The sequence below is a fragment of the Spirillospora sp. NPDC049024 genome, assembly GCF_040649235.1.
Classification (GTDB): Bacteria; Actinomycetota; Actinomycetes; order Streptosporangiales; family Streptosporangiaceae; genus Spirillospora.
This window is the reverse complement of sequence record NZ_JBEZFD010000034.1, coordinates 51766-74946: the sequence shown is the minus strand read 5'-3', so window position 1 is coordinate 74946 and position 23181 is coordinate 51766. Positions and strand designations below refer to the sequence as shown.

Here is a 23181-nt window from a genome sequence, read left to right as displayed (position 1 = left end):
CAGCCCAGTCCTCCACCTTGATCACCCTCCACAGTGACAGTGGGGGGTCAGATTTCGGCCGTCGCCTGGGGGTCAGTATTCACGCGTCGTCGACAGAGGCGATGCGCAGGACCGCTTGGTCAGCTGCGGCAGCAGCCAGTCTCCCAGGTCCGCTATAGCCCTTGCGTTCGAGTCAAGCCACGAGCATCTAGATCAACTGCTCATCCGAGGCCGCGCTAGGAGGCCCTGGACTGGCTGCTCCGCGGACTCATCCTCACCGACGGTGTCGGTCACCTGGCTCCTGCCCGATCACCGCATCCGCCGTTCTCTCACCCGAGAGCCCAGAGCCTGGCGATTGCCTGGTCGCGGGTGAGGAGGTCGAGGTTGCGGCAGGGCGGGTGTTGGGGGCCGTCGACGGTGACGAAATGGGTAGGGCCGTACGGCCAGGGGCCGTTGAGCAGCGTCATGAGGTCTGTCGAAGGCTCGCGCTCGAGCGTTTGGTGGACGACGTCGGCGTCGTCTCCCGGCGTCGCCAGCCAGAGCACTTGTGGTTGCTCCACCGAGCCTGTGGCAGTGGTGTGGGGAGCCCTGTTTTCAAGGTGTTCGATCGCGTCCTCAAGGGTGTCGGTGATGTGCAGGGCCGGGGCGAGGTACGAGGAGAGTTGGGAGGAGGCCGCGCCGAATAGGCGCTCCAGGTCGGCGCGCGAGATGACGACCTCGCATCCCTCTGTGCTGCGGGCCAGGGCGTCGACCAGGACGGTCCGAAGGAGGCGTTGGGTTCCGGGGCCTATGACGCCGGCTCCTTGGGGGTGGCTGAAGGCGCGGGCCAGGAAGGGCTCAGAGACAGATCCACCGCACGCGCATGGAGTGACTCCCGGGGTGGCGAGGCGGGTGAGCCACTGGACCAGGGGTGAGTGGGCGGCCTTGCGTAGACGGTTCATTCTCGCTCCGGTCGATCGGTGGTGGGGTGCCTTGATCAAACTGGGTTCTGCCAGCTCAGAGGGATGAATGAAACGCCTCATGGTGGTAAGTGGCCAGGATTCGGCGACCGATTCATGGGTGCTGGAGGCTTGGAAACCACCTGCCAGCAGCTTCGGAGACCCCGAGCCGTGATGGCGGGATGGACGGTGGTCACTTTGCTCGTTGACACCAAACGCTCATCCGACAACTTGTGACGCTATTCACTCACGTCGATACTCTCTGTCAGGGGAGGTGTGAGTGAGTACCGAGCTCGAACAGACAGCCACCAGGCTGCTGAAGGGAATCGTCGCCGATGAGCTGCTCGTCCCTTACGCCCGGCTGCTGGGCTCGGACGGGTGCCTGCCCTCCGAAGCCGCCGAGGTGCTCGGCGGACCGCAGATCGTCGAGGCGTTGAAGGAGACCGGGCTGGCTTACGTCATGCCGCTGGGGATGGCGGTTCCTGCGCGGCTTGTCGCCACCGCGCCGGATCTGGCCCTGCAAGGGGCGCTTGCTGCGCTATCGCGGAAGTTGGTCGATGGCCAGCAACGGCTGCTGGATGGCCAGCGGCGCATGGTCGACATGCACCCTTTCCCGGGAGTGATGGAGGGACAGGCCGACCAGCTGGTGCGAATCCTCACAGACCGCACCGAGATCACCGACACCTCACGCTCTCTCCTGGGAACAGCACGACGCCACTGGTTGACCCTGGAGAACTTCGCCATGGAGCGGCCGCTAGAAGAGCTGGCTGGAATGCCACCTCTCCCCGCGTTCGAAGGCAACGTCTTGAGCCGGACGATCTACCAGGCGTCCTGTGCCGAGCATCCTGTCGGAGCCAAGATCATCCAAATGCACACCCAGGCCGGTGAAGAGGCCAGGGTCCTGCCCGAGATCGGCATGAAGATGAAGCTGGCCGACGAAGCGGTGGCGTTGCTGCCGCTGACGCCGACCGGGTTGCCCGGCGCGCTGCTGATCAAAGCCCCGGTGATCGTCGCCGCCCTGCGTGAGTACTTCGAACTGCTGTGGCAGCGCGCGGTTCCGCTGGGGGAGACCGAGCCGCAACTGCCGCTCAAGCCGGTCCAGATGTCGATCCTGCGGATGCTGGCGCAGGGAATGACCGACGACGGGATCTCGCGGCGAATCGGGCTGAAGACCAGCAGTGTGCGGCGGCACGTCAGCGCGATCAGCAAACAACTCGGCACCACCAGCCGTGTAGCGATGGGCGCCGCAGCCGCCCGCCGCGGCTGGATCAAATGACCCGATCTCTCTGGAGCACAACAGCGATGCCCGACTACCTGGACTTCGTCCCCACCGAACGTTTCCGCGGACAAGTGGCACTGTCCCCGGATGCCGAGACCGTGGCCTACTGCAGCAACGCCGCTGGGTCCTTCGACGTATGGACGATTCCGGTCGCCGGTGGGGCATCGCACCGGTTGACCCGACTCGAAGGCCAGGCGGTGCGGCAACTCGCATGGTGGCCGGACGGCAAGGGCCTGATCTTCACAGCCGACCGCAATGGCGATGAGCAGTACCGCATCTACCGCATCGGTGCAGACGGTCAGGAGCTCACCGAAATCAGCACCGGCCCGGACTGTCAACGAGTCTTGGCGGACGTTCCCTTCCACGTCGACGGCCGCTATCTGATCTACGCGGCCAACGACCGCGACCGCACTGTGCAGGACATCCTCATCCGGACCCTGGCGGACGGCACCGAACGCCGCATCATTCCTCCGGATGGAGTCAACTTCACCCCGGCCCGAACTTCACCCGACGGGCGGTGGTTGCTGGCGGCGGGGCTTCGATCCAACACTGACATCGCCATCTACCTCGTCGACCTTGCCGATCCCGACCTCGAAGCCGTGTGCGTCACCGCTGAGCATGGAAGCGGCTACTTCGACCCCGGGCCGTGGGCACCGGACTCGACCGCCTTCTACCTGTCCACAGACGTATGGGGCGAGTTCACCGCCATCGGCCGGTACACCCTGGGCGACGCCTCGATGGAACGCATTACCCACGACGACTGGGACGTCGAGCACATTGAAGCCGCTGGCGAGATGCTCGTCTGGTCCCTCAACCAGGGAGGACGTTCCGTGTTGCACGCCACGCGGAACGGAACCGAACTCGCGCTCGCGGACCTTCCGCAGGGAGTCATCGACGCGATCGCACTCAGCCCGGACGGTCAACGGATCGTCCTGGAGATCGACACCGCGACACGGCCCAGCGAGATCGTGGTCCTCGATTCGGCGGGCGGGTTCCTATACCTCACCGACACCCGGCCACCCGCAGTCCAAGTGATCGATCCAGTCGAGCCCGACCTGATCACCTATCCGGCCTCCGGCGGGCGCGAAGTCCACGCTCTGCTCTACCGTCCGCACACCTCAGGCCCGCATCCGGTTCTGCTCTCGGTGCACGGCGGCCCAGAAGCCCAGGAACGTCCCGAGTACGCCTACGCCGGCCTCTACCAGTACCTCCTCCACGAGGGCATCGCGGTGCTGGCACCCAACATCGCCGGCTCTACCGGATACGGGCTCACTCACCAGAAGCTCATCTACCGCGACTGGGGTGGGGTCGACCTGGACGACCTCGACCACGCCGTCCGCCACCTGCACGCCCTCCCCGGCCTCGACGCCGCCCGCATCGCCGTCATGGGTGGCTCTTACGGAGGTTTCGCCGCCCTGTCCTGCCTGTCTCGGTTGCCATATCGATGGGCGGCCGGGGTGTCGTTCTGCGGCCCGTCCAACCTGGTCACCCTCGCCCGGGCCTGTCCACCCACCTGGCGACCCACCGTCGACGCCGTTCTCGGCAACCCCGACACCGACGCCGAACAACTCACTCGCCGGTCGCCGATCACCCACGCCGACGCTATTACCGCACCACTGCTGGTCATCCAGGGTGCCCATGACCCGCGCGTTCCCCAGGACGAGTCCGACCAGATCGTCACCAGGCTTCGGGCACGAGGAGTCGACGTGCGCTATGACATTTATCCCGATGAGGGCCACGGATTCACGAACCGCACCAACGAGATCAAGGCCTACGGAGACATCGCGCAGTTCCTCCTCACGCACCTGACGAGAAAGTAGGAGGCTCCGTGTCCGGGTTCCTGTCGCCCCTCGCCTTGTTTCGAGAGCCGTCCGTAGCGCCCCTGTTCATCTCCCGCATCATTTCCAGTGCGAGCGTCGGGTTCGGACAACTCGCCCTGGCCTGGGGCGTGATGAACCTGGGCTACGGCGCCCGAGGCCTGTCGTTAGTCATGGCCTGCAACGCGTTCCCGGCTTTGCTCATCATCTGCGGTGGGGTCGCAGGAGACCGGTTCCGCCGGCACCGCGTTCTCATGGCTGCCGAGACGTTGGCCTGTCTTTCATGGCTGGCCATCGGTGCCGCACTCTTCACCGGTAGAGCGCCTCTGCCGCTGCTGTGTGCGCTGGCCGCCATCGGTGGCGTCGCGACCGCGATGTTCCTGCCCACGCTCCGCGGCATCATCGCCGACCTCATCGACTCACCGAACCGGCCCGCCGGGAATGCGCTGGTCAACCAGACCCAGTCCGCAGGCCTCCTCATCGGCCTCGTCTCGTCCGGGGCCATGGTCTCTGCGGTCGGCCCGGCATGGGCTGCCTCGATGCGTGGCATCCTGTGCGGGCTCAGCGCCGTGCTGCTCAGCCGCCTTGCCACTTCACGTCCCAGCCACCCCGGCACAGGACCACTGCGCGACCTGCGCGACGGATGGCGCGAGTTTGGAGCACGCCCATGGGTGTGGATCATGACCCTGCAGTACACGGCGATCACTACTGCGGTGGTCTGCTACACCAAGATCGCCGGACCGCTCTACGCCACCGACGGTCATGGTGGCGCTTGGTCCTGGGGCATCATCAGTGCTTGCGAGCCTCTTGGGGCACTGATGGGTGCGTTGGTCGGCGCTCGCTGGCGTCCCGGCTGGCCTATGTCGGCCGCCGCGCTATTGCCGATGTCGGTCGCAATGCCCATGCTTCTGATGGGAAGCGGAGCCCCTTGGCCGTCGATAGCCGCAGCAGCCGTCGTGCCTGGAGTACTCCAAGCCGTCTACTACGTCCTGTGGACGACTGCCCTGCAGGAACGAATCGCCCAGGACGTCCTCGCACGCGTTAACAGCTGGAACATGGTCGCCAGCTATGTCCTCATGCCACTGATCATGCTGGCGTCCGGGCCGCTGGCAACCATCCTTGGCGCCGAGGTGCTCGCGTTCTGGTCAGGAACCACAGCGATGGTCGCTACGCTTTCCGCGCTGGTCGGACTCCGTCTGGCTGCATGGAAGGAGTCTTCTTCGAAGATCGAAGCGAATGGCGCTATGGCGTAAGTCTACGGGGTCTGCTCCAAGTGAAGGCGCCGGTTTAATGCCTCGTCCGAACATTCGACCTTAGGTTGTCGCATGCGCTCTCTCGAAGAGAAGGCTGTTCGTCTGCTTGGCGGAGTCGTTGAAACGGAGACCCTTCGTCTATATCTCCGGCTCCTTGTCGTGGACGGCTGCCCGGCCGAGGAGGCCGCAGATTTCTTCGGGGGAGCAGACGAGGTAGAAAAGTTGATCCGCGCCGGAATGGCCCAGGTCCGCAAGCCGGCAGCCGGCTTGCCGGCCCGCCTGATGCCCGTTCCGATGGACGTGGTCCTGCAGCACACGCTCGCCGGCCTCGCTCGGCAGGCGCTGGCCGACTACGAAAGACTCCTGGGCGGTTACCAGCGCATGTGCGCCCTCGCCTCCTCCGCAGAAGCAGAGCCGGACACGTCGGTGGGGCAGTTGGCGCGGCTCATCACCGATAGCGACGAAGTCAGCAGGCTGACCAGCACGCTCCTGGGCTCGGTCCAGCGCGAGTGGCTGACCCTGAGCACCCATGCGCCGACAGAACCAATGGATGGAGCCGGTATCACTGCGACTCCCTCCCCGGCAGGACGCGGCGCTCGATGTAGAGCTATCTACGACGGAGATCTTCTGGCAGAGACGGCCGCGCGTGACAAGTTGGAGGCCATAGCCGAGACCGGTAACGAAGTTCGGATTCTTCCGCGGATTCGCATGAGTCTGGGACTCGCCGACGAGGGGATCGCGCTCCTTCCGCTCACCTCGTCCGAGACTGCAGGTGTGCTTCTGGTTCAGTCCTCGGTGATCGTGGGCGCCCTCTGGGAATACTTCGAACTGCTCTGGGAAAGGGCCATTCCTTTTGGAGGAAGTGGTTCCAACGGCCAAGGATTGCCTGAGATCCAGATCAAGATTTTACGCCTGCTGGTCCAGGGGTTGTCAGACGAAGCTATCGCACAGCGGGTGAACCTGAGTCTCACCACTGTCCGGCGCCACATCAAAGCACTCCGAGAGAACCTCGGCAGTGAGACGCGTTTCCAGCTCGGAGTGATCGCCGTCCAACATGGTCTGGTGGACTGACCGCCAAGCCGCCACCACATGACGATCCGTCTGGCCGGTCGGGAGGCTGGTCTCACAGAGCCGCACTCGGATCACCCAGGCTGGCGTTCGATTCCGGGACTTGCGTAGCGGAGTCGGCGGTTAGCGGTGTGTAAACCAGGGCCCCCGCCAAGCCGTCCCAGGAACGTCGGGATCTCTCCTCGACAAGTTCAGGTCAGCGACGACACGGGGGTCGGCGCGCTAGATCGAGGCCCTCGTTTCGTCCGAGAGGACATTGCGAGGAACTGATGACACTGCAGGAGATCCCGCACCCCGACTACATCGGGGCCGAGGTAGAGCCCGGTGACGCTGAGCGTGCCATGCGTCTGTTGAGGTTCTTCCTCGGGGACGGCGAGAGGGTGCTGGCCCTCGCGACGACCGTCAAGGCGCTCCCGACCCTCTCGCACATCGCCATCACTGACCGTCGGATCCTTGGATTCTCCGTAGCCGAACTCGCCAAGGAAGGACCGCGCCAGGAGACCGACATCGCGGCAATCGCCTCCGTCGAGACACGGAAGTCGTACAAGCAGCGGTGGTTCTTCGTGGTCGCGGATCGGGCAGGCGCCGATACTGATTTCGGCGATGTGCACGACCAGGACGCGCCGCGGCTCACCCAGATTGTCCAAGGCCTTATTGCGGGTCCGCCCCTGCCCGAAGCCGCCGTCTCAGAACCCCACATGCCAGCGGTCGGCGCGGGGACGCCTGCCCCGCCGCCTGCCGCCCCCGTCATGGTGCCGCCCACGCCCGCGCCTGCTCCGGCCCCGGCCCCGCCTCACCCGACCGGATGGCGGTACAACCCGCCGCCGACCTGGCCGGCGCCGCCCCCAGGCTGGACGCCGCCGCCCGGGTGGATGCCCGATGCAAGTTGGCCGCCCGCACCGCCAGGCTGGCAGTTCTGGTCACCCGCGCCTGTCCAGCCCGCGCCGTCGGCAAGTATCCCGCCGCCACCGCCGCACCAGGAGGTTGGGCCACCTCCTCCCCGAACCGCCGGATCTGCGCCACCTCCGCAAGGTCCCTCCGGCGGATCCAGGGGTAGGGCAGGGTTCGGCACCCGCAAGCAGCGGATCGAAGAACTCGAGGCCGAGAACGCCGAGTTGCGCGGATGGCTGGAGCGGCTCGGGGGTCTGGACGCACCCGGAGTGGCGGCAGAGCTGGAGCGGATGCGCGGCGAGGTTGCCGACGCCAAGCGCAAGCGCACAGAACTGCGTGCCGAGTTGCGGCAGATCCGCAATTCGATCGTGGAGACCGAGGACCTGGCCCTCTTGCAGGAGGCGGGCGTCTACGAGTACCAGCATCCGTTGGCGGATGTCGTCGCCTACAAGGCCGAGTTGGCGAAGGTGAAGGATCGCATCAAGGCCATGGCCCGGGCGGGCAAGGCGGTCGTCGGCGCTACGAACTGGACAGTGAACGGTTCCGCGGCCCAGGGCGGCAAGATGGTGCGCGACTTCTCCAAGCTGATGCTGCGCGCCTACAACGCCGAGGCCGACAACCTCGTCCGGACGATGCGCCCCTACAAGCTGCAGTCGGCGATCGAGCGGCTCGACAAGAGCGCGCAGACGATCGAGCGGCTCGGCAAGACCATGGACATCCGGGTCAGCAGGGACTACCGCGCGATTCGCGTCAAGGAACTGCGACTGACCGCGGACCATCTGGCCAAGGTGGAGGAGGAGAAGGAGCGGGTCCGGGCTGAGCGCGAGCGGCAGCGCGAGGAGGAGAAGGCCCGCAAGGAGTTCGAGCGCGAGAAGGCCCGCCTGCTCAAGGAGCGCTCACACGTCGAATCGGCGCTCGCGCGCCTGGAGGCGAACGGGAACACCGACGGCGCCGCCGAACTGCGCGCCAAGCTCGCCGACGTTGACTCGGCCATCTCCGATGTGGAAGGCCGCGCCGCCAACGTCCGCGCCGGTTACGTATACGTGATCTCCAACATCGGCGCGTTCGGCGAGCGCATGGTGAAAATCGGGATGACGCGGCGGCTGGAGCCGATGGACCGAGTGCGTGAGCTGGGCGACGCCTCGGTGCCGTTCCGATTCGACGTCCACGCGCTCATCTTCAGCGACGACGCCGTCGGACTGGAGAACAAGCTCCATCAGGAGTTCGCTGACCGCCGCGTCAACCAGGTCAACCTCCGCAGGGAGTTCTTCTACGCGACGCCAGCCGAGGTCCGCGAGGTCCTCGAACGCATCGCGGGCAACCATCTCCTGGAGTACAACGAGACACCCGAGGCCCTCGAATACCGCGCAGGCAAACCCGCCTGACAGCAGAGCTCTCGAGCCCAGCCAGGGCTCCGGGCGAGGGCGTGCGCGCCGAGACGGTCTGCGACCAGCGTCGGCGCGCACCCACCGGGCCTCCGAGGCTGGGTGGGTGATGCCGATGTGGGTTATCGAGGTCATCAGGAGCGACACGCCGACCGGCGGGCTAGCTGGTCACCAGCGTCGCAGCACGACAGTATGGAGCGCAAACAGCCTCATCTCACTTCATGAGAATTGAAGGCTGTGGACTGTCCCCGGCGAAAGGAGCACTTAATGATCGGATCCGCCTCGATGTTGGAGAGCACCTCACATGGACGATCACGAGACCCGTACGAACGAGAGCATTGAGCGACTCGCCGGCGAGTTGCATGAGGGTGTCCGGGCCCTCAACCACCTGACGCAAGGTTCGCCGGGCTTGTCTGAGCCGGGGGCCGCGTACACGGTTCTGGGGAACCTGGCTCAGACTTCATTCCGCTTGGCGCAGACGGCCGAGCAGATCGACGCGTTCCTGACGGGGGAGCTGGATGCCGGACGGCTCGGGCACGACCGGAGCGGCGACCCAACCCCCGCCGTGACAGTGGCGCACAACGCGCTGGGGTGGGCAGCTGAACAGGCAGCCGATCTCGGTGACACCTTCCGGCGTGCGGCGAGCGCGCTCGCCCCCATCCACGCCTTGGATGCGGGCGAGGAGCAGACCCTGGCGCAGAGGACTGCGGCGAATCCGGGCGACCCTGAGGCCGCCCAAGTCGAGCCTGCGAAGAAGGACTTCCCCAGTCCGATCGGTGACGTCCTGTCGAACTCGTGTGCCAACGACTCGGTGCCGCCGGAGCTTCGTTCTCCACCACAGGTGCCACATCCACGCCGGGACCGTTGATCCCGGGTGCCTTGTAGCGGACCCGCCGGCCATTAGGCGTCGTTGCTGGCGTGAAACGAGGCCGTGTTCCTGGGGCTTCGCGCGATGCCTTCTTCGCGTTGGAGCTCATTTCGTGCAGGGCTGGCGGGTGTTGTCTTCCCCCGGCCGGGCGGGCTGGTTGAGGCTGCTGTAGCCAGCAGCCGCCGACGCTCGCCGGGCCGGGGGCGAGTTCGGATAGCCCCGCTACTGCCTCAGTCCTCACCGGTCGGCTCCGTGACGATGTCGGGCGAATTCGGTGCTCCGGCAGGCACTCAGCATGGTCCGACACGGTGATCACCCGAGTGGCTTGTCGAGAGTGCCCAGCCGTTGTGCGAGCCGGAGCCCTGGTGGCGGGGCTTGAGATCAGGTGGCTGAGGCCGATCGTCTGAGTAGTTCGGACAGCCCTGCGGCACCGGGGATCTTCCGCCAAGAGCGTGATGACGGGTTCTCCGCTCTTCACGCACCCGACTCAATCTGCCCTGCCGCTGGGCCGTCCTCTCAGGTCCTTACGCAGCGGTGCTGGCAGGTGCGTGAGCCGTCCGCCGGGGGCGGCGGGCGCGGGGGCAAGTAATGGCGTAAGTGACACATACGAGCTTCGGACCGGGCGCGGTCCGAAGAGGCGATAGGGGCAGTTCGACCAGCCTGAACGGAGGCGCCAGGTGGCGTTTGGTGGTCACGAAGGTCCCCGGTTTGGGGCACGGCGAGAGAACGGTGGTGGGCAACCTCGAAGCGGACAGGGGCATCGTCGGCGGCGGTTGCGCGGGCAGCGGCGAGGCGTGGGGGTACGGATCTCCTTGAGTGAGGAGGAGTATGCCGCGGTCCGGGCGGCGGCCGAGCGGGTCGGCATGGCGGTGAGCGCTTATGCTGGCGAGGTCACCGTTGCCGTCGCCATGCAGGCCGATCCGCCGCGCTGGTCGCCACTGACGGAGTTGCTGGGCGAAGTGATGCGGGCTGCCGGGCAGGCCCGCCGTATCGGGATCAACCTCAATCAGGCTGTTGCGGCCCTGCACTCGGCGGGTCAGCCAGCCCGGGCGTTGGAGGAGTACGCGCGGGTCGCGGCGGCCTCGACACAGAACATCGACGCGGTTGCCGAGGAGATCAGAAGAGCTCTCCGCCGATCCGGTGTGCCGAGGCCTCGCCAGTGAGATCGAGGGTGTCGATTTTCGACGCTCGGCTGATGCTGGGCGGGCCTTGGTGTGTGGTGACTAGCTTCTCGCCGACGCCATGATTCTGATTGATCGGATGCGGCGCGGCGGGACTGCGTGATTGCCAAGGTCATGCGCGGTAAGCGCGTGCCGGGCCTGATCCGTTACCTGTACGGGCCAGGACGGCGCAACGAACACCGTGATCCGCATATCGTCGCAGGCTTCGATGCCCCGGCAGCGCTTGAACCACCTATAGGGCGGGACGGCAAGCGGGACTTCCGGCGCCTGGACGCTCTGATGCAACAGCCGCTCGATCTGTTGGGTGAACTCAACCATCCCAAGCCGGTGTGGCATGTGGCCGTCCGGGCCCATCCGGACGACCCGGTGCTGAGCGATCGTCAATGGGGGGACATCGCCGCCGAGATCATGGAGCGGACGGGGTTGGCTCCGGCCGGCGATGATGAAGCCGTTCGCTGGTTCGCGGTGCGGCATGCCGACGACCACATCCACATCGTCGCCACCCTGGCCCGCCAAGAAGGGACCCGGCCCAGCGTGTGGAATGACGGCTACCGGCTCCGTGCCGCTTGCCGCGTGGTCGAGGACCGGTACGGGTTGCGGCGGACGGCCCCGGCGGACCGGACGGCGGCGCGGCGGCCCAAGCGCGCCGAGACCGAGAAGGCCGAACGCGTTGGCCGGAGTGAACCGGCGCGCTCCGCGCTGCGGCGGCATGTGGTCACTGCGGCGGCCGGGGCCCGGACGGAGGCCGAATTCTTCGACGCTCTAGCGGCTGAAGGGCTTCTGATCCATAAGCGCCACAGTGAACGCATCGCCGGTGTAGTCACCGGCTACGCCGCCGCACTGCCGGATGACGTGGGGCCGTCCGGACACCCAGTGTGGTTCGGCGGCGGGCAGCTGGCCGACGATCTCACATTGCCCAAGCTCCGACGCCGATGGGCGTTGGAAGGCGTTGATCGTCCGGGGTCCCGTCCGCTTTCTGGACGGCATCTCTCGGCGCGGACGGCACGCGCCGTTTTGCGGACGACCGTCCGCCGCGCGGCGGACGAAGCCCAGACGACCCACGAGTTCCTCGATCTGCTCGAACGACAGGGGCTCCTGGTGCGGTGCCGCTACAGCCGGCTCAATGCCGATCAGATCACTGGCTACGCCGTCGCGCTGGCCGGCGGCGAAGAGCCCACCTGGTATACCGGCGGGCAGCTCGCAGACGACCTCACCCTTCAACGCATCCAGCGACGATGGGAAACGACACCGGACGCCGACCGCGGCCTCGCCGCCCCGAAGTTCGAGCTCACCCCCGAAGAGCGGCAGGCTTTCTACGACGACGCGGCCCGTGCCGCCGCCTATGCCACGTCCCAGATCCGCCGGCATCTGGCCACCAACCCCTACGAGGCCGAGGACGCCTGCTGGGCAGCGTCCGACGCTCTGCACGTGGCAGCCAAAGTCACCGGCAATCAACATCTCCGCCGGGCCGCCGACACCTACGACCGGGCCGCCCGCTCGCCCTACGGCCGCATCCCTCATCCCACCTCAGCGGGCAATGCCCTGCGCTTTGCCGCTCGTCTCCTGGCGCTGACCGGCAAACAGAACCACACCACCGTCTCGATCCTCGTCCTTGTCAGTCGACTGATCGCTCTCGTCGAGACCATCACCCAGATCCGCTTGCTGCAGCAGCGGCAGGCGCAGGCGGACGCGGCTCGTCGAGCAAGACAGCACCTCGGCAACGTGACCGGCACCGCAACACCGTGGCCCGAAGCCACTGTTCAACCAACGCCGGCTCGCCTTGCCATGGCCGCCTTCCCGACGCTTTGGGCCCCTGCGAGCACCAACACATACGTGAGCCGGACGTCCAGCACGCCACCGCGGCAGGCGAGCCGACGGCGCGCCCCATGAGACCCCGGATATTGCCCGAAAGAGTCGCAACACGCCGATCGCCCACTGTAGTTGACCGTAATCTGCGTGTGCTGCATCTTCTTGATTGACGTCTTTAGTTGATGGATGCATCGGCTGACATCACCGGGGGAGCGATGAGGACGCAGGCATCGACCATGCAGGTTGAGCTGGAGGAACGGCGCGCCCGCCTGCTCCGGCTGCACTACGAGCTGAGACGGCTGGAGCTCAGCGTACGAGTCCGAAGGCCGCGCAACGGACGCTGGTGCCTGCGCATCCGGAACAACGGATGGTCCGAAACCGTCCTGTGCGCTGGAGCTGACGGCGCCTACGCCTACGTCACCGCCCACGGTCGTCTCCTGGGCACCACGAGCGAGGCCCGGTACGTCGCCCGGCTGCTGCTCTGGATGGTCGAGAGGCACGTGCGGTGACCTGGCTGAAGCAGTCGCGAGCGACGCCTACGGACGACACTCGAAAGGACAACGCCCCTGCACGCCCGGAGCCGGGCGTTGTCAGGTGGGTGGCAGCAGGGGTCGCACCGCTGATAGCGGCGCTGGCGATCCTCGGGGGCCTTGGCTCCTTCACCACCATCCGGCAGTTGGCCGAGCCGCACTTCAAGGGGCTCGCATGGATCGTGCCCGTCGGAATGGACGTAGGCATCCTGATCCTGTTGGCCTGGGACTTGCTGATGGAGTACCTCGACCTGCCGTGGCCGGTCCTGCGCTGGGTCGCCTGGCTCTACATCACCGGCACCGTCCTGGTGAACGTGTCCGCCGCGCACGGGGACCTCGCCGGCAGCCTCATGTACGCGGCCATGCCCGTCCTGTTCGTCACGGTGATCGAAGGTGTGCGGCATCTGATCCGACGGTGGGTCGGACTCGCATCGGCCAGCCGAGTGGAGCGAGTCCCGATGGCGCGCTGGGTGCTCGCGCCGGCTTCCAGCCTCCTGCTGTGGCGACGGATGGTCCTCTGGCACATCACCGAGTACCAGCAGGGCCTTGAGCTGGAGCGCGATCACCTGGAGGCCGTCTCACGACTGCAACAGGATTACGGCAGGTGGTCGTGGCGATGGCGCGCACCGCTGGCCGAACGGCTGGACCTCAGCCGCCCGCCCGCATCCACCAAACCACGCGCGACCCCCGACGGCAGTTCACCAGTCGGTCGGCGCGACGATCCACTTCTGGCCGTCGCTCGTCAACTCCAGCGTCAGTCGGAACGCGAGGGAGTCGAGCTCAAAAGGGATCGGCTCGGCAAGCGGCTGCGAGAACTGGGCTTCACCATCGCCAACCAACGGCTGACAGACCTGATCGCCACAGTTCGTGAAGAGTCTTCCAGCCGGGAGCCGTCATGACGGCCTCCTCGGGAGAGGAGCGCCTTGCCCAGGCTGAGGAACAGCATCGTCGGCTCGGCGTCCTCCAGGGCATTGCCGAGCACTCGATCGCCCGCCTCGTTGACGGCAGCCTGGCGTGGGAAGTCTGGCTTCGTGACGCGAGCCGGCATGGACGCTACGGATTTACCAACACTCTTCTCATCCCAGCCCAGCGGCGCTCGGCGACCGACGTCCGCTCATACGACGCCTGGCAGACGGATGGGCGCCAAGTGCGCCGCGGCGAGACCGGCATCCGGATCATCTCCAAGCGCGGTAAGCCCCGCACGGTCTTCGATGTCGAGCAGACCGACGGCGAGCCGGTCACCAAGGAGCCGCTCTCCCCGCCCGATGGCCTCCAGACCCTCGCCCGGCTGGTTGCCGACCTCGGCTTCTACGTCGACCGCGGGCAAGATTGGACCTACCTCGGGCACCCTGGGCGACGTATCCAAGTCGCTCCAGAACTCGGCGACGTCCCCGCAGCGTCGCTGCTCGCGCACCAGCTCGCCCATGCCATCCGACCCGGCGACCACCTCGACGGGGCCACACAGAACCCTGCACCGTGCCTGGGGGCTCGGCGAGTCTTCGCCGACTCCGTCGCCTACCTCGTCCTCGCCGACCTCGGACTGGACGTCTCACATCTTCTCTTCCCATCGACGGTGCAATGGGCTGGGACGGACGCCCGAACGGATTCAGCCGCCGCCATCCGCGTCGTCGGCGACCAGATCGTCAGGACGAGCACACGACTACGGCGCCGCCTGCACGCGCTCGCCGGTCCTGCACCTTCTTCCGCTTCAACCTCGGTCGACCGCCCGAAGGCCGAGCGCCCTCAAACGACTGCATCGCGAGACAACTCGTTGCTCCACGCAGCGCTCACCGACGCGCATCACTTCTACCGGGAGGCCCTGCGAGGAAGCTGGGGCGCCCACTACCTCGCGGACCGGGGTTTCAACGCCGTGGTTCAGGAGCGATGGGAACTGGGCTTCGCGCCGCGCGACCGTCGTGCGCTGCTCCACCATCTGCGGGGTCTGGGCCATCACGACCAGACGATCATCGACGCCGGCCTGGCGAAGAAGAGGGGCGATGGCGAACTCCTCGACGTGTTTCGCGACCGCGTCCTGTTCCCCCTCCGGGACGGGAACGGACAGATCATCGGCTTCATCGGTCGCCGACGTGACGAAGCCCCGGGCCCGAAGTACCTCAACACCCCCGACACGGCCCTCTTCCACAAGCGCGACGTACTGTTCGGTCTTCACGAAACCCGCGCCCAGCTCGCGGCCACCGGTCGCCCCATCCTTGTCGAGGGACCACTCGACGCCATCGCGGTCAATCTCGTCCTGCCGACCGTCTACGCCGCCGTCTCTACTTGCGGCACAACGATCACTACCGCGCACGTCGAGGCGATCGCGGCACACACTGACGGGCCCACGTCCGGGCTGGTAATCGCACTCGACGGTGACTCCGCTGGACGAGCTGGAGCGGTCCGCGCCTGGCGCACCCTTCGCACGAGCGCAGAGCCCGTCGAAGTGGCCCTCCTTCCACCAGGCCACGACCCGGGCGATCTGTTGGCGCCGGCGAGCCAATTCGCCGTCCGCGAGGCGCTACTTTCCGTAGTTCCCCTCGCTGACCTGGTCATAGATGAGAGAATCCAGCGGTTCGGGGGAGCGCTGGAGTTCGTCGAGTCCCGGGTGGCCGCCGCCCAAGCCGCCGCAGCTCAGATCACTCAACTGCCACCCGACCAGATCGCCCGCCAGGTCGACCGCGTCGCGGCACGCACGGGCATGGACCCGGCCGACGTCACGGCCCTGGTCGCCGGAGCGATCAGTCCGAGCCCTGACCTGGGCGCCTCATCATCGCGGCCTCCGCCCCCTGCCCAACAGAACCGCGGCGCCCAAGGGCCCTCTCCCACGACATCGCCGACACGCAATCACCGGAGGACGGTGTGAGCCAGCAGCATCCCGACCCGATCAACGAAGGCCTCCAGCACGGCGGACAGCGACTCGTCCAGGTCGTCTCCGCAGCCGTCGGAGTGCAGCAAACGCTCGCCCATCGTCGGCATCGGTCAAAGGCCGTCCGGCAGCTCCGGGACCAGCAGGCCCAGCGAGAAGAAGCCAGAGCTCAAAGGGCCGCAATGTCCGAAGCGCGATCGCGCTGGGTGCGCGCCCACGACAGCAACTGGCTGCGCCAGGCGAACCTGCTCCAGGTCGCCGAAGCATGGGGAGCAGCCGTCCCGTACGCCCCGGGCAACGCCTCGGCGGCCCTCGCCGTCCGCAAATGCGAGGAACGGCTCCGTCGCCTCCACCCGCACGGGATGAGCCACTACGACCGGTTCCGCAGCGAAGGCATGGACTCCCTGGATGCCATGGCACAAGCCGCCCCCTTCTTCACACGGGATCCGAACGTCCGCCCTGGCGACCCCGGACCCCACCAACGAGAGCTGCACGAAGGCACCGGCGCCGAATGGGCCGCACGAGTCCACGGCCCGGAACGGAGCGGTTGGGAAGAGGCCCGGCAAGAACAGCGCGCGTCCCAGATCGCGGACGAGTTGAGAACCACGCTCCGCCTCCAGGGGCGCGAGCCTCAGCCTGAGGAACTGCGCACGGTCCTGGAGATCACAACCAACCTGCCTGACCACATCATCGCCAAGGTCGTCCCGACTACCCCGGGTCCGACTTCCGCCCGCGGCTCGGACGTGGAGCGGGCCGCCGAAGACTTCCCCCTCACCATCGACGAGGCACTGGAGATGAGCTCGAAACAACCCTTCGAGGCCTCGGCCGTCCGCCGGACGCAGTCACAGATCCCCGAGCGCAACCGCCGGCGGAACCTCTAACCGAAGGGAAGATGATGACCGCCATCCAGAGCAGCGCGTTCTTCTGGCTCGGACTGATCGGCCTCCTCGCGCTCCTAGCCGTCCTGCCGACGCTCATCGCGCTCATACGCGGTGCCGACGACATCGGCTACATCATCCTGATCAACCTGATCTGCTGTGCGACCGTCTTCGGCTGGCCCATCGCAGTGATCGCAGCCGTGAGATGGCCGAGCCGCCATCCGCGTCGGCATGGCGCATCACAGCAGCCTGGCCCCCTGCCGCCAGCCGACGGTTTCCGCCGCGGCCTTCGCGGACGAGGCCCGAATGCGTGACGCAGGAACCACCAGCGGCCCGCTCCGACGAGGTCGAGGCATTCCAGGTGATGGCGGCCGAGCACATGCTTCGGGGCGGGGAGCAGTGTGGCTGGGGGGCGCATTCCTCGTCAGTACCGCCGCGCTCCTCTGCGCGGCCGCACCGCTTGCTCCACACCATGGCACTGACCCGGTCGCCATCGGGCATGTGGAAACGTGCGCACCGATCGGTCCGATTGCCAGCAGGTACGTCGACAAGAAGCAGCTCTGCCACCGCGCCCGCAAGGAAGTCTTGCGAGGCCTCGAAACCGGCCGTGACCCCGACTGGGGTGACGTCTTCCGCGACTCCATACCCAAGGCGTCCAAGCGACCCCGCCACCACCAGCACCCCTCGAAGCCTCGTCGCCGACCTCACCAGAACCACGCCACGAAGCCGACGCCATCAGGGACGGCGCCCGCGACCGGCGCCGCCGGAGGCGGCCGGCCCTCGAACCGGACTTCCGCGCAGGCGTCGCCGGGAACACCGGCTCCTACCGCCAAGAATCCCCTGAACTCACACCAGCCTCAGCCGACGTTCACCGCGCGCCAACCCCCTCCCACGCCTATCCCGATTTCACGCACAGCACCGGATGGCCGCGGGACGTGGGGGAGTGGCTGGGCTGGAGCTTGCGCGCTACCCCTTCTCCTTGGCGCTGCTGCCATCTTGAGTAGGTATCGGCGAGCCGTCGCCGCGGCAGCCAGGTCGGCATTCAGCCAGGTGATGAAGCGACGCTCCCAGCCCGAGGCGGTCCTGGGATCTCCAACCTCCGCCGGTCACCCGCCACCCGACCTGCCCGGCATCAGGCCGTACGCCGCAATGGGGGTTTCACTCGACGGACCAGCAGGCGAGAACGCCGTCCGCCGCCTAGCCATAGACGTCCTGACCAGTCGACCAGGCACCACGACCGAGCTCGTTCTCACCCGAGCGGACGCATGGCGACTACTCGGGATAGATATCGGCACTCTGCAAGAGGATCGGGTACCCGGCTTGGTGCTGACCGAGAACCTGGAGCAGACACGGGCCTTCCTCACGCGCCAGACAGGCTCCCGCCGGATTCTTGTCACCTACGGTGGTGAAGCCGAAGGGATCCGCGAATTGCGCAACCAAGGCCGACTCGCGGTCATCTCGTTGTCCTCCCCGACAGAGACGCCCATGGTGGGCGCACGCGACCACGAGGCCCCAGCAAACGCCGTCGCTCTGTCCGGCATCGACTGTCTAGCGCCGCTGTCGAAGGACGATGCCTTCAATCAACTCATGTCCATGCCGACGATCGCCCGGCTCTCCCGCCCGTAGCGACCGCCTACCCCACTCTTGTCCAGCCGTCCGAGGGACAGGCCCGCACTAAGGACTCCTAACAACTTGGCGGGCTTGGCCTGATCAGGGGTCGGTGTCATGCACGAGGCCGCTGCGGGGCGATGGGTCAGATGCGTGATCGAACGCGGAACCCGGGCGACGTCTGTGATCATCTCCGGGATAGTGGTCGCTCATGGATGAGGTCGAGGTCGTCGTCGCCCATTCCGAGCGTGCGACTCTGCGCGTCGGCGACGTGTTCCTGAAGGTGGACGTCGATCAGGCGCATTTCGATGTCGAGGTCGAGGCGATGGCCTTGGCGCCGGTCCCGACTCCTGAGGTCCTGTGGCGCAAGCCGCCCGTGCTCGCGATCGCCGCACTTCCGGGGACGACGCTTGGGCGCCTGGGAGGGCCGTCGACCGGGTCGCCGGCGGCGTGGGCCGCGGCGGGCGCCGCCATCCGGAAACTGCACGACGCGCCGCTGCCGTCCCGGCAGGGCAGGGCTGGGCGGGACATCGCCGCGCTGGCGGCGGAACTCGACGAGGAGTGCGAGCTGCTCGTGGCCGGCGGCGTCCTGCCCGCCGACCTGGTCACCCGCAACCGCCAGGTCGCGGAGGCCGCGCTGCGCCCGTGTACTCCGGCGTTCACGCACGGCGACCTGCAGATCGCGCACGTCTTCGTCGACGGCGACGAGGTCACGGGCATCATCGACTGGTCCGAGGCAGGTCAGGGTGATGCTCTGTATGACCTGGCCACCTTCACGCTCGGACACGAGGAGCACCTCGACGACGTCATGGCCGGCTATGGCCGCGAGATCGACCTCGAGGTGATCCACGCGTGGTGGTCGTTGCGGAGCCTGCTGATCGTTCGCTGGCTGGTCGAGCACGGCTTCGACGCCTTCGCGCCGGGCTGTGAGGTCGACGTGCTGAGATCCCGGATGTGAGGCTGCGCGGACCCGACCGCCACGTATGCGTTCTGACGCTTCGAGCAGGCCATCCCCTGGGACGCATCGCCTGCCCTTGAGCCGAAACGTGACCGGATGGTTGGTACCAGCCGTTCTCCATCCGTTTGTGGGAGCCTTGCGTCATGGGAACTCGGCGGGAGGATGAGTCCCTCGCAGCGTTTCTGGAGACGGTGGACGTCGGGGACATCCTGTCGGGCGTGGTTGCAGAGGTCACCCAGTCGGAGGCGGCCGTGCTCCTTGATGGCTTCCCCGTTTCACCCGATCGGTGTCGTCGGCGCGCTCGATCTGTCCTGGCGCGCGTTCGGCCGACCACCTACTGCGCCACTCGAAGCGGGCGCCCGAGTATCGGCCGAGGTGCTCGCCGTCGATCTTGCGAAGCGGCAGGTGCGGCTCTCCTTGTCCGCCACCGCGCATCCACGCTTGTGGGCGTTTCTCAAGGCATTGCGTCCGGGACAGCGGTTGTCTGGCACGGTCGCGTCGATAGAGCGGTTCGGCGTGTTCATTGATCTGGATGACGGCCCGGACCATCCCGTCTTCCCCGGCGTGGGCTTCATCACCTTCCCCGAACTGTCCTGGCTCCGTTTCGAGGATCCTCGCGATGTCGTCTCCGTGGGCCAGCGCGTCACCTGCGAGTTCCTGGTCTTCGATACTTACAACGGCGAGGCCCGGCTGTCGCTGCGCGCCCTGCTACCCGACCCGTTCCAGCAGTTCGCCAACCGCGTCCGCGTAGGGCAGACCCTTCCCGGCCGGGTCACCAAGCTGGTGCCCTTCGGCGCCTTCGTGCGCGTCGAAGACGGTATCGAAGGCCTGGTCCATCTCAGCGAACTCGCCGACACGCCCCTCGACAGGCCCGAGGACGCAGTCGAGGTCGGCGACTCCATCACCGTGGTCGTCACCGACATCGATCAGCAGCAGCGTCGGCTTTTCCTGTCGCGGCGCAGGGTGCGGCAGTAGACCCCGATCCTCATGAAGGCCGTCGGCGGTCTCCTCCAATGCCCCGAACGGCCAACGACACATGGACGGCCCCGCGTTCGCAGTCGTGCTCTGGCACCTTCCCAAGCCGCGTCCAGAACGTGGCTAATCGAGGGGCGGCACGGCGGACCGTAGCTTGGGTGCCCCGGTGTTAGAGGTCGAGATCGCCGTGGCTTGCGCTCTCGGCCAGTTGGCGCCATCCATCACGGCTCAGAAGAAGTACCGGGCCGTCGGGGTCTTTGGAGTCGCGGACAGCGATCAGCCCTGGGAGTGGAGCGAGTTCGACGCAGCCCTGGCTGCCCTGGCTGGCGGTCGCCTTGCGCCAGGTCAGGCGAAAGGGGGGCTGGTTGGTCATTGGATCTCCTGTTCGACGCTGCGCAGGAAGGCCGCCGTCTCGCGGGGGTCGAGTGCCGATGCCACCAGCAGGTTGAACTTGGTGTTCATGCGGGTCACTTGGTGCGGTTGCTCCAGGTAGGCGTTGCCGGCCTGACTCTCGACATAGACGACGTCCGGGTCGGTGGGCTCGGGAAAGCTGAGTAGGGAGAACGGCCCGTCGAGTCCGACGTGTGCCCCTTTAGCGAAGGGTAGGACCTGCAAGGTGATGTTGGGAGTCTTGATCGCTTCGAGTAGCCGGTGTATCTGCTCGCGCATCACCTGCGGGTCCCCGATGGGCCTGCGCAGTATGTTCTCGTCCAAGATCACCCATAGGGAGAACTGCGGGGAGGGGCGGTCGAGAAGTTGGTGCCGGGCGAGTCGGAGGTCCAGAAGCCGGTCGATGGTCTTGGGTGCTTCGCCAGGGAGCGTCGTCCGCAGCACCTCACGTGCGTACTCGGGAGTTTGCAGCAGTCCGTGGACGAGTTGGTTGTCGAAGTGTCGAAGCTCGGTGGCCTCGCTCTCCAGCCCGATGTAGGAGCCGAAGTGGGGTGGGAAGACGTCCTGGAACTCGCTGTACCACCCCGGTTGTGCCGCTTCCCGGGCAAGCTGGAGCAGGGCGTCTTGGATCCGGGCGTCGGAAGTGCCGAACAACTCCAGGAGATCGCGGAGCTCGCGTTGTTTGGGCGGCTGCGCCTTGCCGGTTTCGATCCGGCTCACCCGTGAGGGCGAGCACTCAAGGTGTTCGGCGACCTGCTCGATCGTGTAGCCGGCGTTCTCCCTCAATTTGCGAAGCTCGGTACCGAGTCGGCGCATCCGTACCGTCGTGACTCGCGGTTGCGGCATGGAGATTCCCCTTTCATGCCTGGCACAAGTTATCTGGTGCAAGTCCTCTTCGCCCGGTGAAGCTCTGACCAGCAGTTGGCTTGCGGAGACTTTCCAGGCAAAGGGTGCATTTTGTTCGGCGTTTTGTCGGCACACTTGTGCAGCACAGGTTCCAGGTGCATGCTTTGCTGTGTTCGGTCGACCACGAAGAGCGACCGGACGGAGTTTGGAGAAAACGATCCCCGCTGATCTTTGTCGGGCGAATCCAGATGAAGCCCTGAGCGGGAGTGAGGCGACCCTGACACGGTGAGGCATCACCGCGGCCGGGGCCTTGATCGGACAGTGGAGGTCCGACCCATGCATGATCGTACGAATCCCCCACCTGGCCCGGTGACCGCATACGCCACAAAGCACGAGCCTGACGGCGGATGGCGCGAGGGGCATACGCTCATCGACTCAACGATGTCCCGGGTGCCATGTAGTACGGCTGGTCACGGCCCAGACCAGGCCGTCGCCGAGCTCGGCCGTCGGTACCCTCGCGCCACGATCTGGTTCGGCGCGTACACGGGAAATTACTGGGCCCTGATCCGTGCCGAGAGCGGTATGCCTCAGCTGATAGAGAAGAGCGCGCCAGAGGAGCTGAGCCGATACCTCGCGAGCCTGGACTCCCTTGCACCGGAGCATCACCGGCCACGGCCGTTCTCGCTCCCCACATCCGGCTACAACTCGGCCCCGCCCGTGACTCGCACAGCCAGTTCCGCTCAATCCATGCCTGGTCGCGAGGCGGCCGGGGCCCTCGAGTGGGGTCGAGACGGTCACCCCAGTTCCTGGACCGAGAGTGGGAGGTACAAGTGCTAACCAGCGAACTGGCCGACATCCCGGCCGGCGGGGCCTGCGCTTTCCCCCTCCCCAGCGACGCGAGCACCGCCTCCCGCGCACGCTCCCTCCTTGCTGCGACGATGCGCCCGCTGGGCTTTGCCGAAGACCAAGTCGAAGACGGAGAACTGGCGGTTTCCGAGCTGGCGACCAATGCCTACACGTATGCGTCCTGGCCGGGACGCGTCTGCGCGGTAGCGCAGGAACTCTGGATCTGGGCGCGCACCTATCCCACCCCGGAACTGGTCGTTTCGGTTTTCGACTCCCACCGAGACGTCTGGCCGGTTACCCGTGATGCGGTGCTGCTCGACGAGCACGGCAAAGGGCTGTCCATAGTCGCGGCCGTTTCCACTAGCACCGGCACCCACCTCACCCGCTCACGCCTGACCGCGGCGCCCGGCAAGTGCGTCTGGTTCACCCTCCCATTACCAGCCACCTGGCAGATTGCCGACCGGGCCATCCCTCCGATCTTCGCGGCATGCCAACTCTCCGGCGCGCTAAAAGCACGCGGCATTCCGACCACCTATCGCAGGGACAGCGGCGGAGCCACCGTCCTCAGCACGCGCACCCTGAACATCTGGGTCGCACCCAAGGCGTTCACCTGGCCCGACAACCACGGTCATATCCGCCAACCACTGATCGACCTCGAAGAGACCGCCGAGCGCATCACCAGCCACCACGAGACCCACCCCTCGGCACCCCGCGCCTGACAGGTCGAGCGCACGGGGTGGGCTGGACTCCATTTGTTGGGACGCGGCGCCGCCTCCTGGCTGCCGCGTCCCCGGCCCGTAGCAGCACGCCAGGACCAGA

Annotated in this window: 21 protein-coding genes; 17 read left to right on the top strand and 4 right to left on the bottom strand. The window is 66.7% G+C overall.

Annotated elements, in window-relative coordinates; all coding sequences use genetic code 11:
* Window positions 1–308: 308 nt before the first annotated feature.
* Window positions 309–920, bottom strand: coding sequence for a hypothetical protein (locus tag AB0C21_RS40140; RefSeq protein ID WP_500211455.1), 612 nt, complete (start codon window positions 918–920; stop codon window positions 309–311).
* Window positions 921–1197: 277 nt separating this feature from the next.
* Here AB0C21_RS40140 and AB0C21_RS40135 point away from each other — a divergent pair, with 277 nt between their 5' ends.
* The 11 genes from AB0C21_RS40135 to AB0C21_RS40085 all read left to right on the top strand — a co-directional run bounded on the left by AB0C21_RS40135 (window position 1198) and on the right by AB0C21_RS40085 (window position 15858).
* The gene (locus tag AB0C21_RS40135; RefSeq protein WP_500211454.1) at window positions 1198–2193 is read left to right on the top strand and encodes a helix-turn-helix transcriptional regulator; all 996 of its coding nucleotides are present in this window, start codon (window positions 1198–1200) and stop codon (window positions 2191–2193) included.
* A gap of 26 nt (window positions 2194–2219) precedes the next feature.
* The gene (locus AB0C21_RS40130) at window positions 2220–4016 is read left to right on the top strand and encodes a S9 family peptidase (RefSeq protein ID WP_500211453.1); all 1797 of its coding nucleotides are present in this window, start codon (window positions 2220–2222) and stop codon (window positions 4014–4016) included.
* 8 nt (window positions 4017–4024) lie between these two features.
* Entirely contained in the window at window positions 4025–5266 is a 1242-nt protein-coding gene (locus tag AB0C21_RS40125) for an MFS transporter (protein ID WP_500211452.1), read from the top strand.
* A 72-nt stretch (window positions 5267–5338) separates the two neighbouring features.
* On the top strand, window positions 5339–6337 hold the full coding sequence (locus AB0C21_RS40120) for a helix-turn-helix transcriptional regulator (RefSeq protein ID WP_500211450.1): 999 nt from the start codon (window positions 5339–5341) through the stop codon (window positions 6335–6337).
* A gap of 266 nt (window positions 6338–6603) precedes the next feature.
* Complete coding sequence (locus AB0C21_RS40115; RefSeq protein WP_500211449.1) at window positions 6604–8610, top strand: SNIPE associated domain-containing protein; 2007 nt, start codon at window positions 6604–6606, stop codon at window positions 8608–8610.
* Between the two features lie 304 nt (window positions 8611–8914).
* Window positions 8915–9478 (top strand): hypothetical protein, encoded by a 564-nt coding sequence (locus tag AB0C21_RS40110; protein ID WP_500211448.1) that lies wholly within the window; start codon window positions 8915–8917, stop codon window positions 9476–9478.
* Between the two features lie 812 nt (window positions 9479–10290).
* Window positions 10291–10641: a hypothetical protein gene (locus AB0C21_RS40105; RefSeq protein WP_500211446.1), complete on the top strand. Its 351-nt coding sequence runs from the start codon at window positions 10291–10293 to the stop codon at window positions 10639–10641.
* 117 nt (window positions 10642–10758) lie between these two features.
* On the top strand, window positions 10759–12549 hold the full coding sequence (locus tag AB0C21_RS40100) for a relaxase/mobilization nuclease domain-containing protein (protein ID WP_500211444.1): 1791 nt from the start codon (window positions 10759–10761) through the stop codon (window positions 12547–12549).
* Window positions 12550–12683: 134 nt separating this feature from the next.
* Window positions 12684–12977 carry a hypothetical protein gene (locus tag AB0C21_RS40095; protein WP_500211443.1) on the top strand — a complete coding sequence of 98 codons (294 nt, stop codon included), beginning with the start codon at window positions 12684–12686 and terminating at the stop codon, window positions 12975–12977.
* On the top strand, window positions 12974–13897 hold the full coding sequence (locus tag AB0C21_RS40090; RefSeq protein WP_500211442.1) for a DUF2637 domain-containing protein: 924 nt from the start codon (window positions 12974–12976) through the stop codon (window positions 13895–13897). Before AB0C21_RS40095 ends, AB0C21_RS40090 begins: the two co-directional genes overlap by 4 nt.
* A complete protein-coding gene (locus tag AB0C21_RS40085; protein ID WP_500211441.1) occupies window positions 13894–15858 on the top strand; it encodes a toprim domain-containing protein in 1965 nt (654 codons plus the stop codon). The genes AB0C21_RS40090 and AB0C21_RS40085 overlap by 4 nt, the downstream gene beginning before the upstream one ends.
* Here AB0C21_RS40085 and AB0C21_RS40080 read toward each other — a convergent pair.
* Window positions 15840–15962: a hypothetical protein gene (locus tag AB0C21_RS40080; RefSeq protein ID WP_500211440.1), complete on the bottom strand. Its 123-nt coding sequence runs from the start codon at window positions 15960–15962 to the stop codon at window positions 15840–15842. The two genes, AB0C21_RS40085 and AB0C21_RS40080, sit on opposite strands and share 19 nt — an antisense overlap.
* Before the next feature lie 81 nt (window positions 15963–16043).
* On the opposite strand from AB0C21_RS40080, the gene AB0C21_RS40075 reads away from it, so the two are divergent.
* The 5 genes from AB0C21_RS40075 (at window position 16044) to AB0C21_RS40055 (ending at window position 20280) form a co-directional block, all read left to right on the top strand.
* A complete protein-coding gene (locus tag AB0C21_RS40075; protein WP_500211439.1) occupies window positions 16044–16742 on the top strand; it encodes a hypothetical protein in 699 nt (232 codons plus the stop codon).
* 14 nt (window positions 16743–16756) lie between these two features.
* Entirely contained in the window at window positions 16757–17053 is a 297-nt protein-coding gene (locus tag AB0C21_RS40070) for a hypothetical protein (RefSeq protein WP_500211437.1), read from the top strand.
* A gap of 1006 nt (window positions 17054–18059) precedes the next feature.
* Window positions 18060–18365 carry a hypothetical protein gene (locus AB0C21_RS40065; protein WP_500211436.1) on the top strand — a complete coding sequence of 102 codons (306 nt, stop codon included), beginning with the start codon at window positions 18060–18062 and terminating at the stop codon, window positions 18363–18365.
* Window positions 18366–18558: 193 nt separating this feature from the next.
* Complete coding sequence (locus AB0C21_RS40060; protein ID WP_500211435.1) at window positions 18559–19305, top strand: phosphotransferase family protein; 747 nt, start codon at window positions 18559–18561, stop codon at window positions 19303–19305.
* A 261-nt stretch (window positions 19306–19566) separates the two neighbouring features.
* Window positions 19567–20280 carry a S1 RNA-binding domain-containing protein gene (locus tag AB0C21_RS40055; protein WP_500211434.1) on the top strand — a complete coding sequence of 238 codons (714 nt, stop codon included), beginning with the start codon at window positions 19567–19569 and terminating at the stop codon, window positions 20278–20280.
* 169 nt (window positions 20281–20449) lie between these two features.
* On the opposite strand, the gene AB0C21_RS40050 is transcribed toward AB0C21_RS40055, so the two are convergent.
* A complete protein-coding gene (locus AB0C21_RS40050) occupies window positions 20450–20653 on the bottom strand; it encodes a DUF397 domain-containing protein (protein ID WP_500211433.1) in 204 nt (67 codons plus the stop codon).
* Window positions 20650–21516: a helix-turn-helix domain-containing protein gene (locus AB0C21_RS40045; RefSeq protein ID WP_500211432.1), complete on the bottom strand. Its 867-nt coding sequence runs from the start codon at window positions 21514–21516 to the stop codon at window positions 20650–20652. Before AB0C21_RS40045 ends, AB0C21_RS40050 begins: the two co-directional genes overlap by 4 nt.
* A gap of 830 nt (window positions 21517–22346) precedes the next feature.
* On the opposite strand from AB0C21_RS40045, the gene AB0C21_RS40040 reads away from it, so the two are divergent.
* On the top strand, window positions 22347–23081 hold the full coding sequence (locus AB0C21_RS40040; protein ID WP_500211430.1) for an ATP-binding protein: 735 nt from the start codon (window positions 22347–22349) through the stop codon (window positions 23079–23081).
* Window positions 23082–23181: the final 100 nt, after the last annotated feature.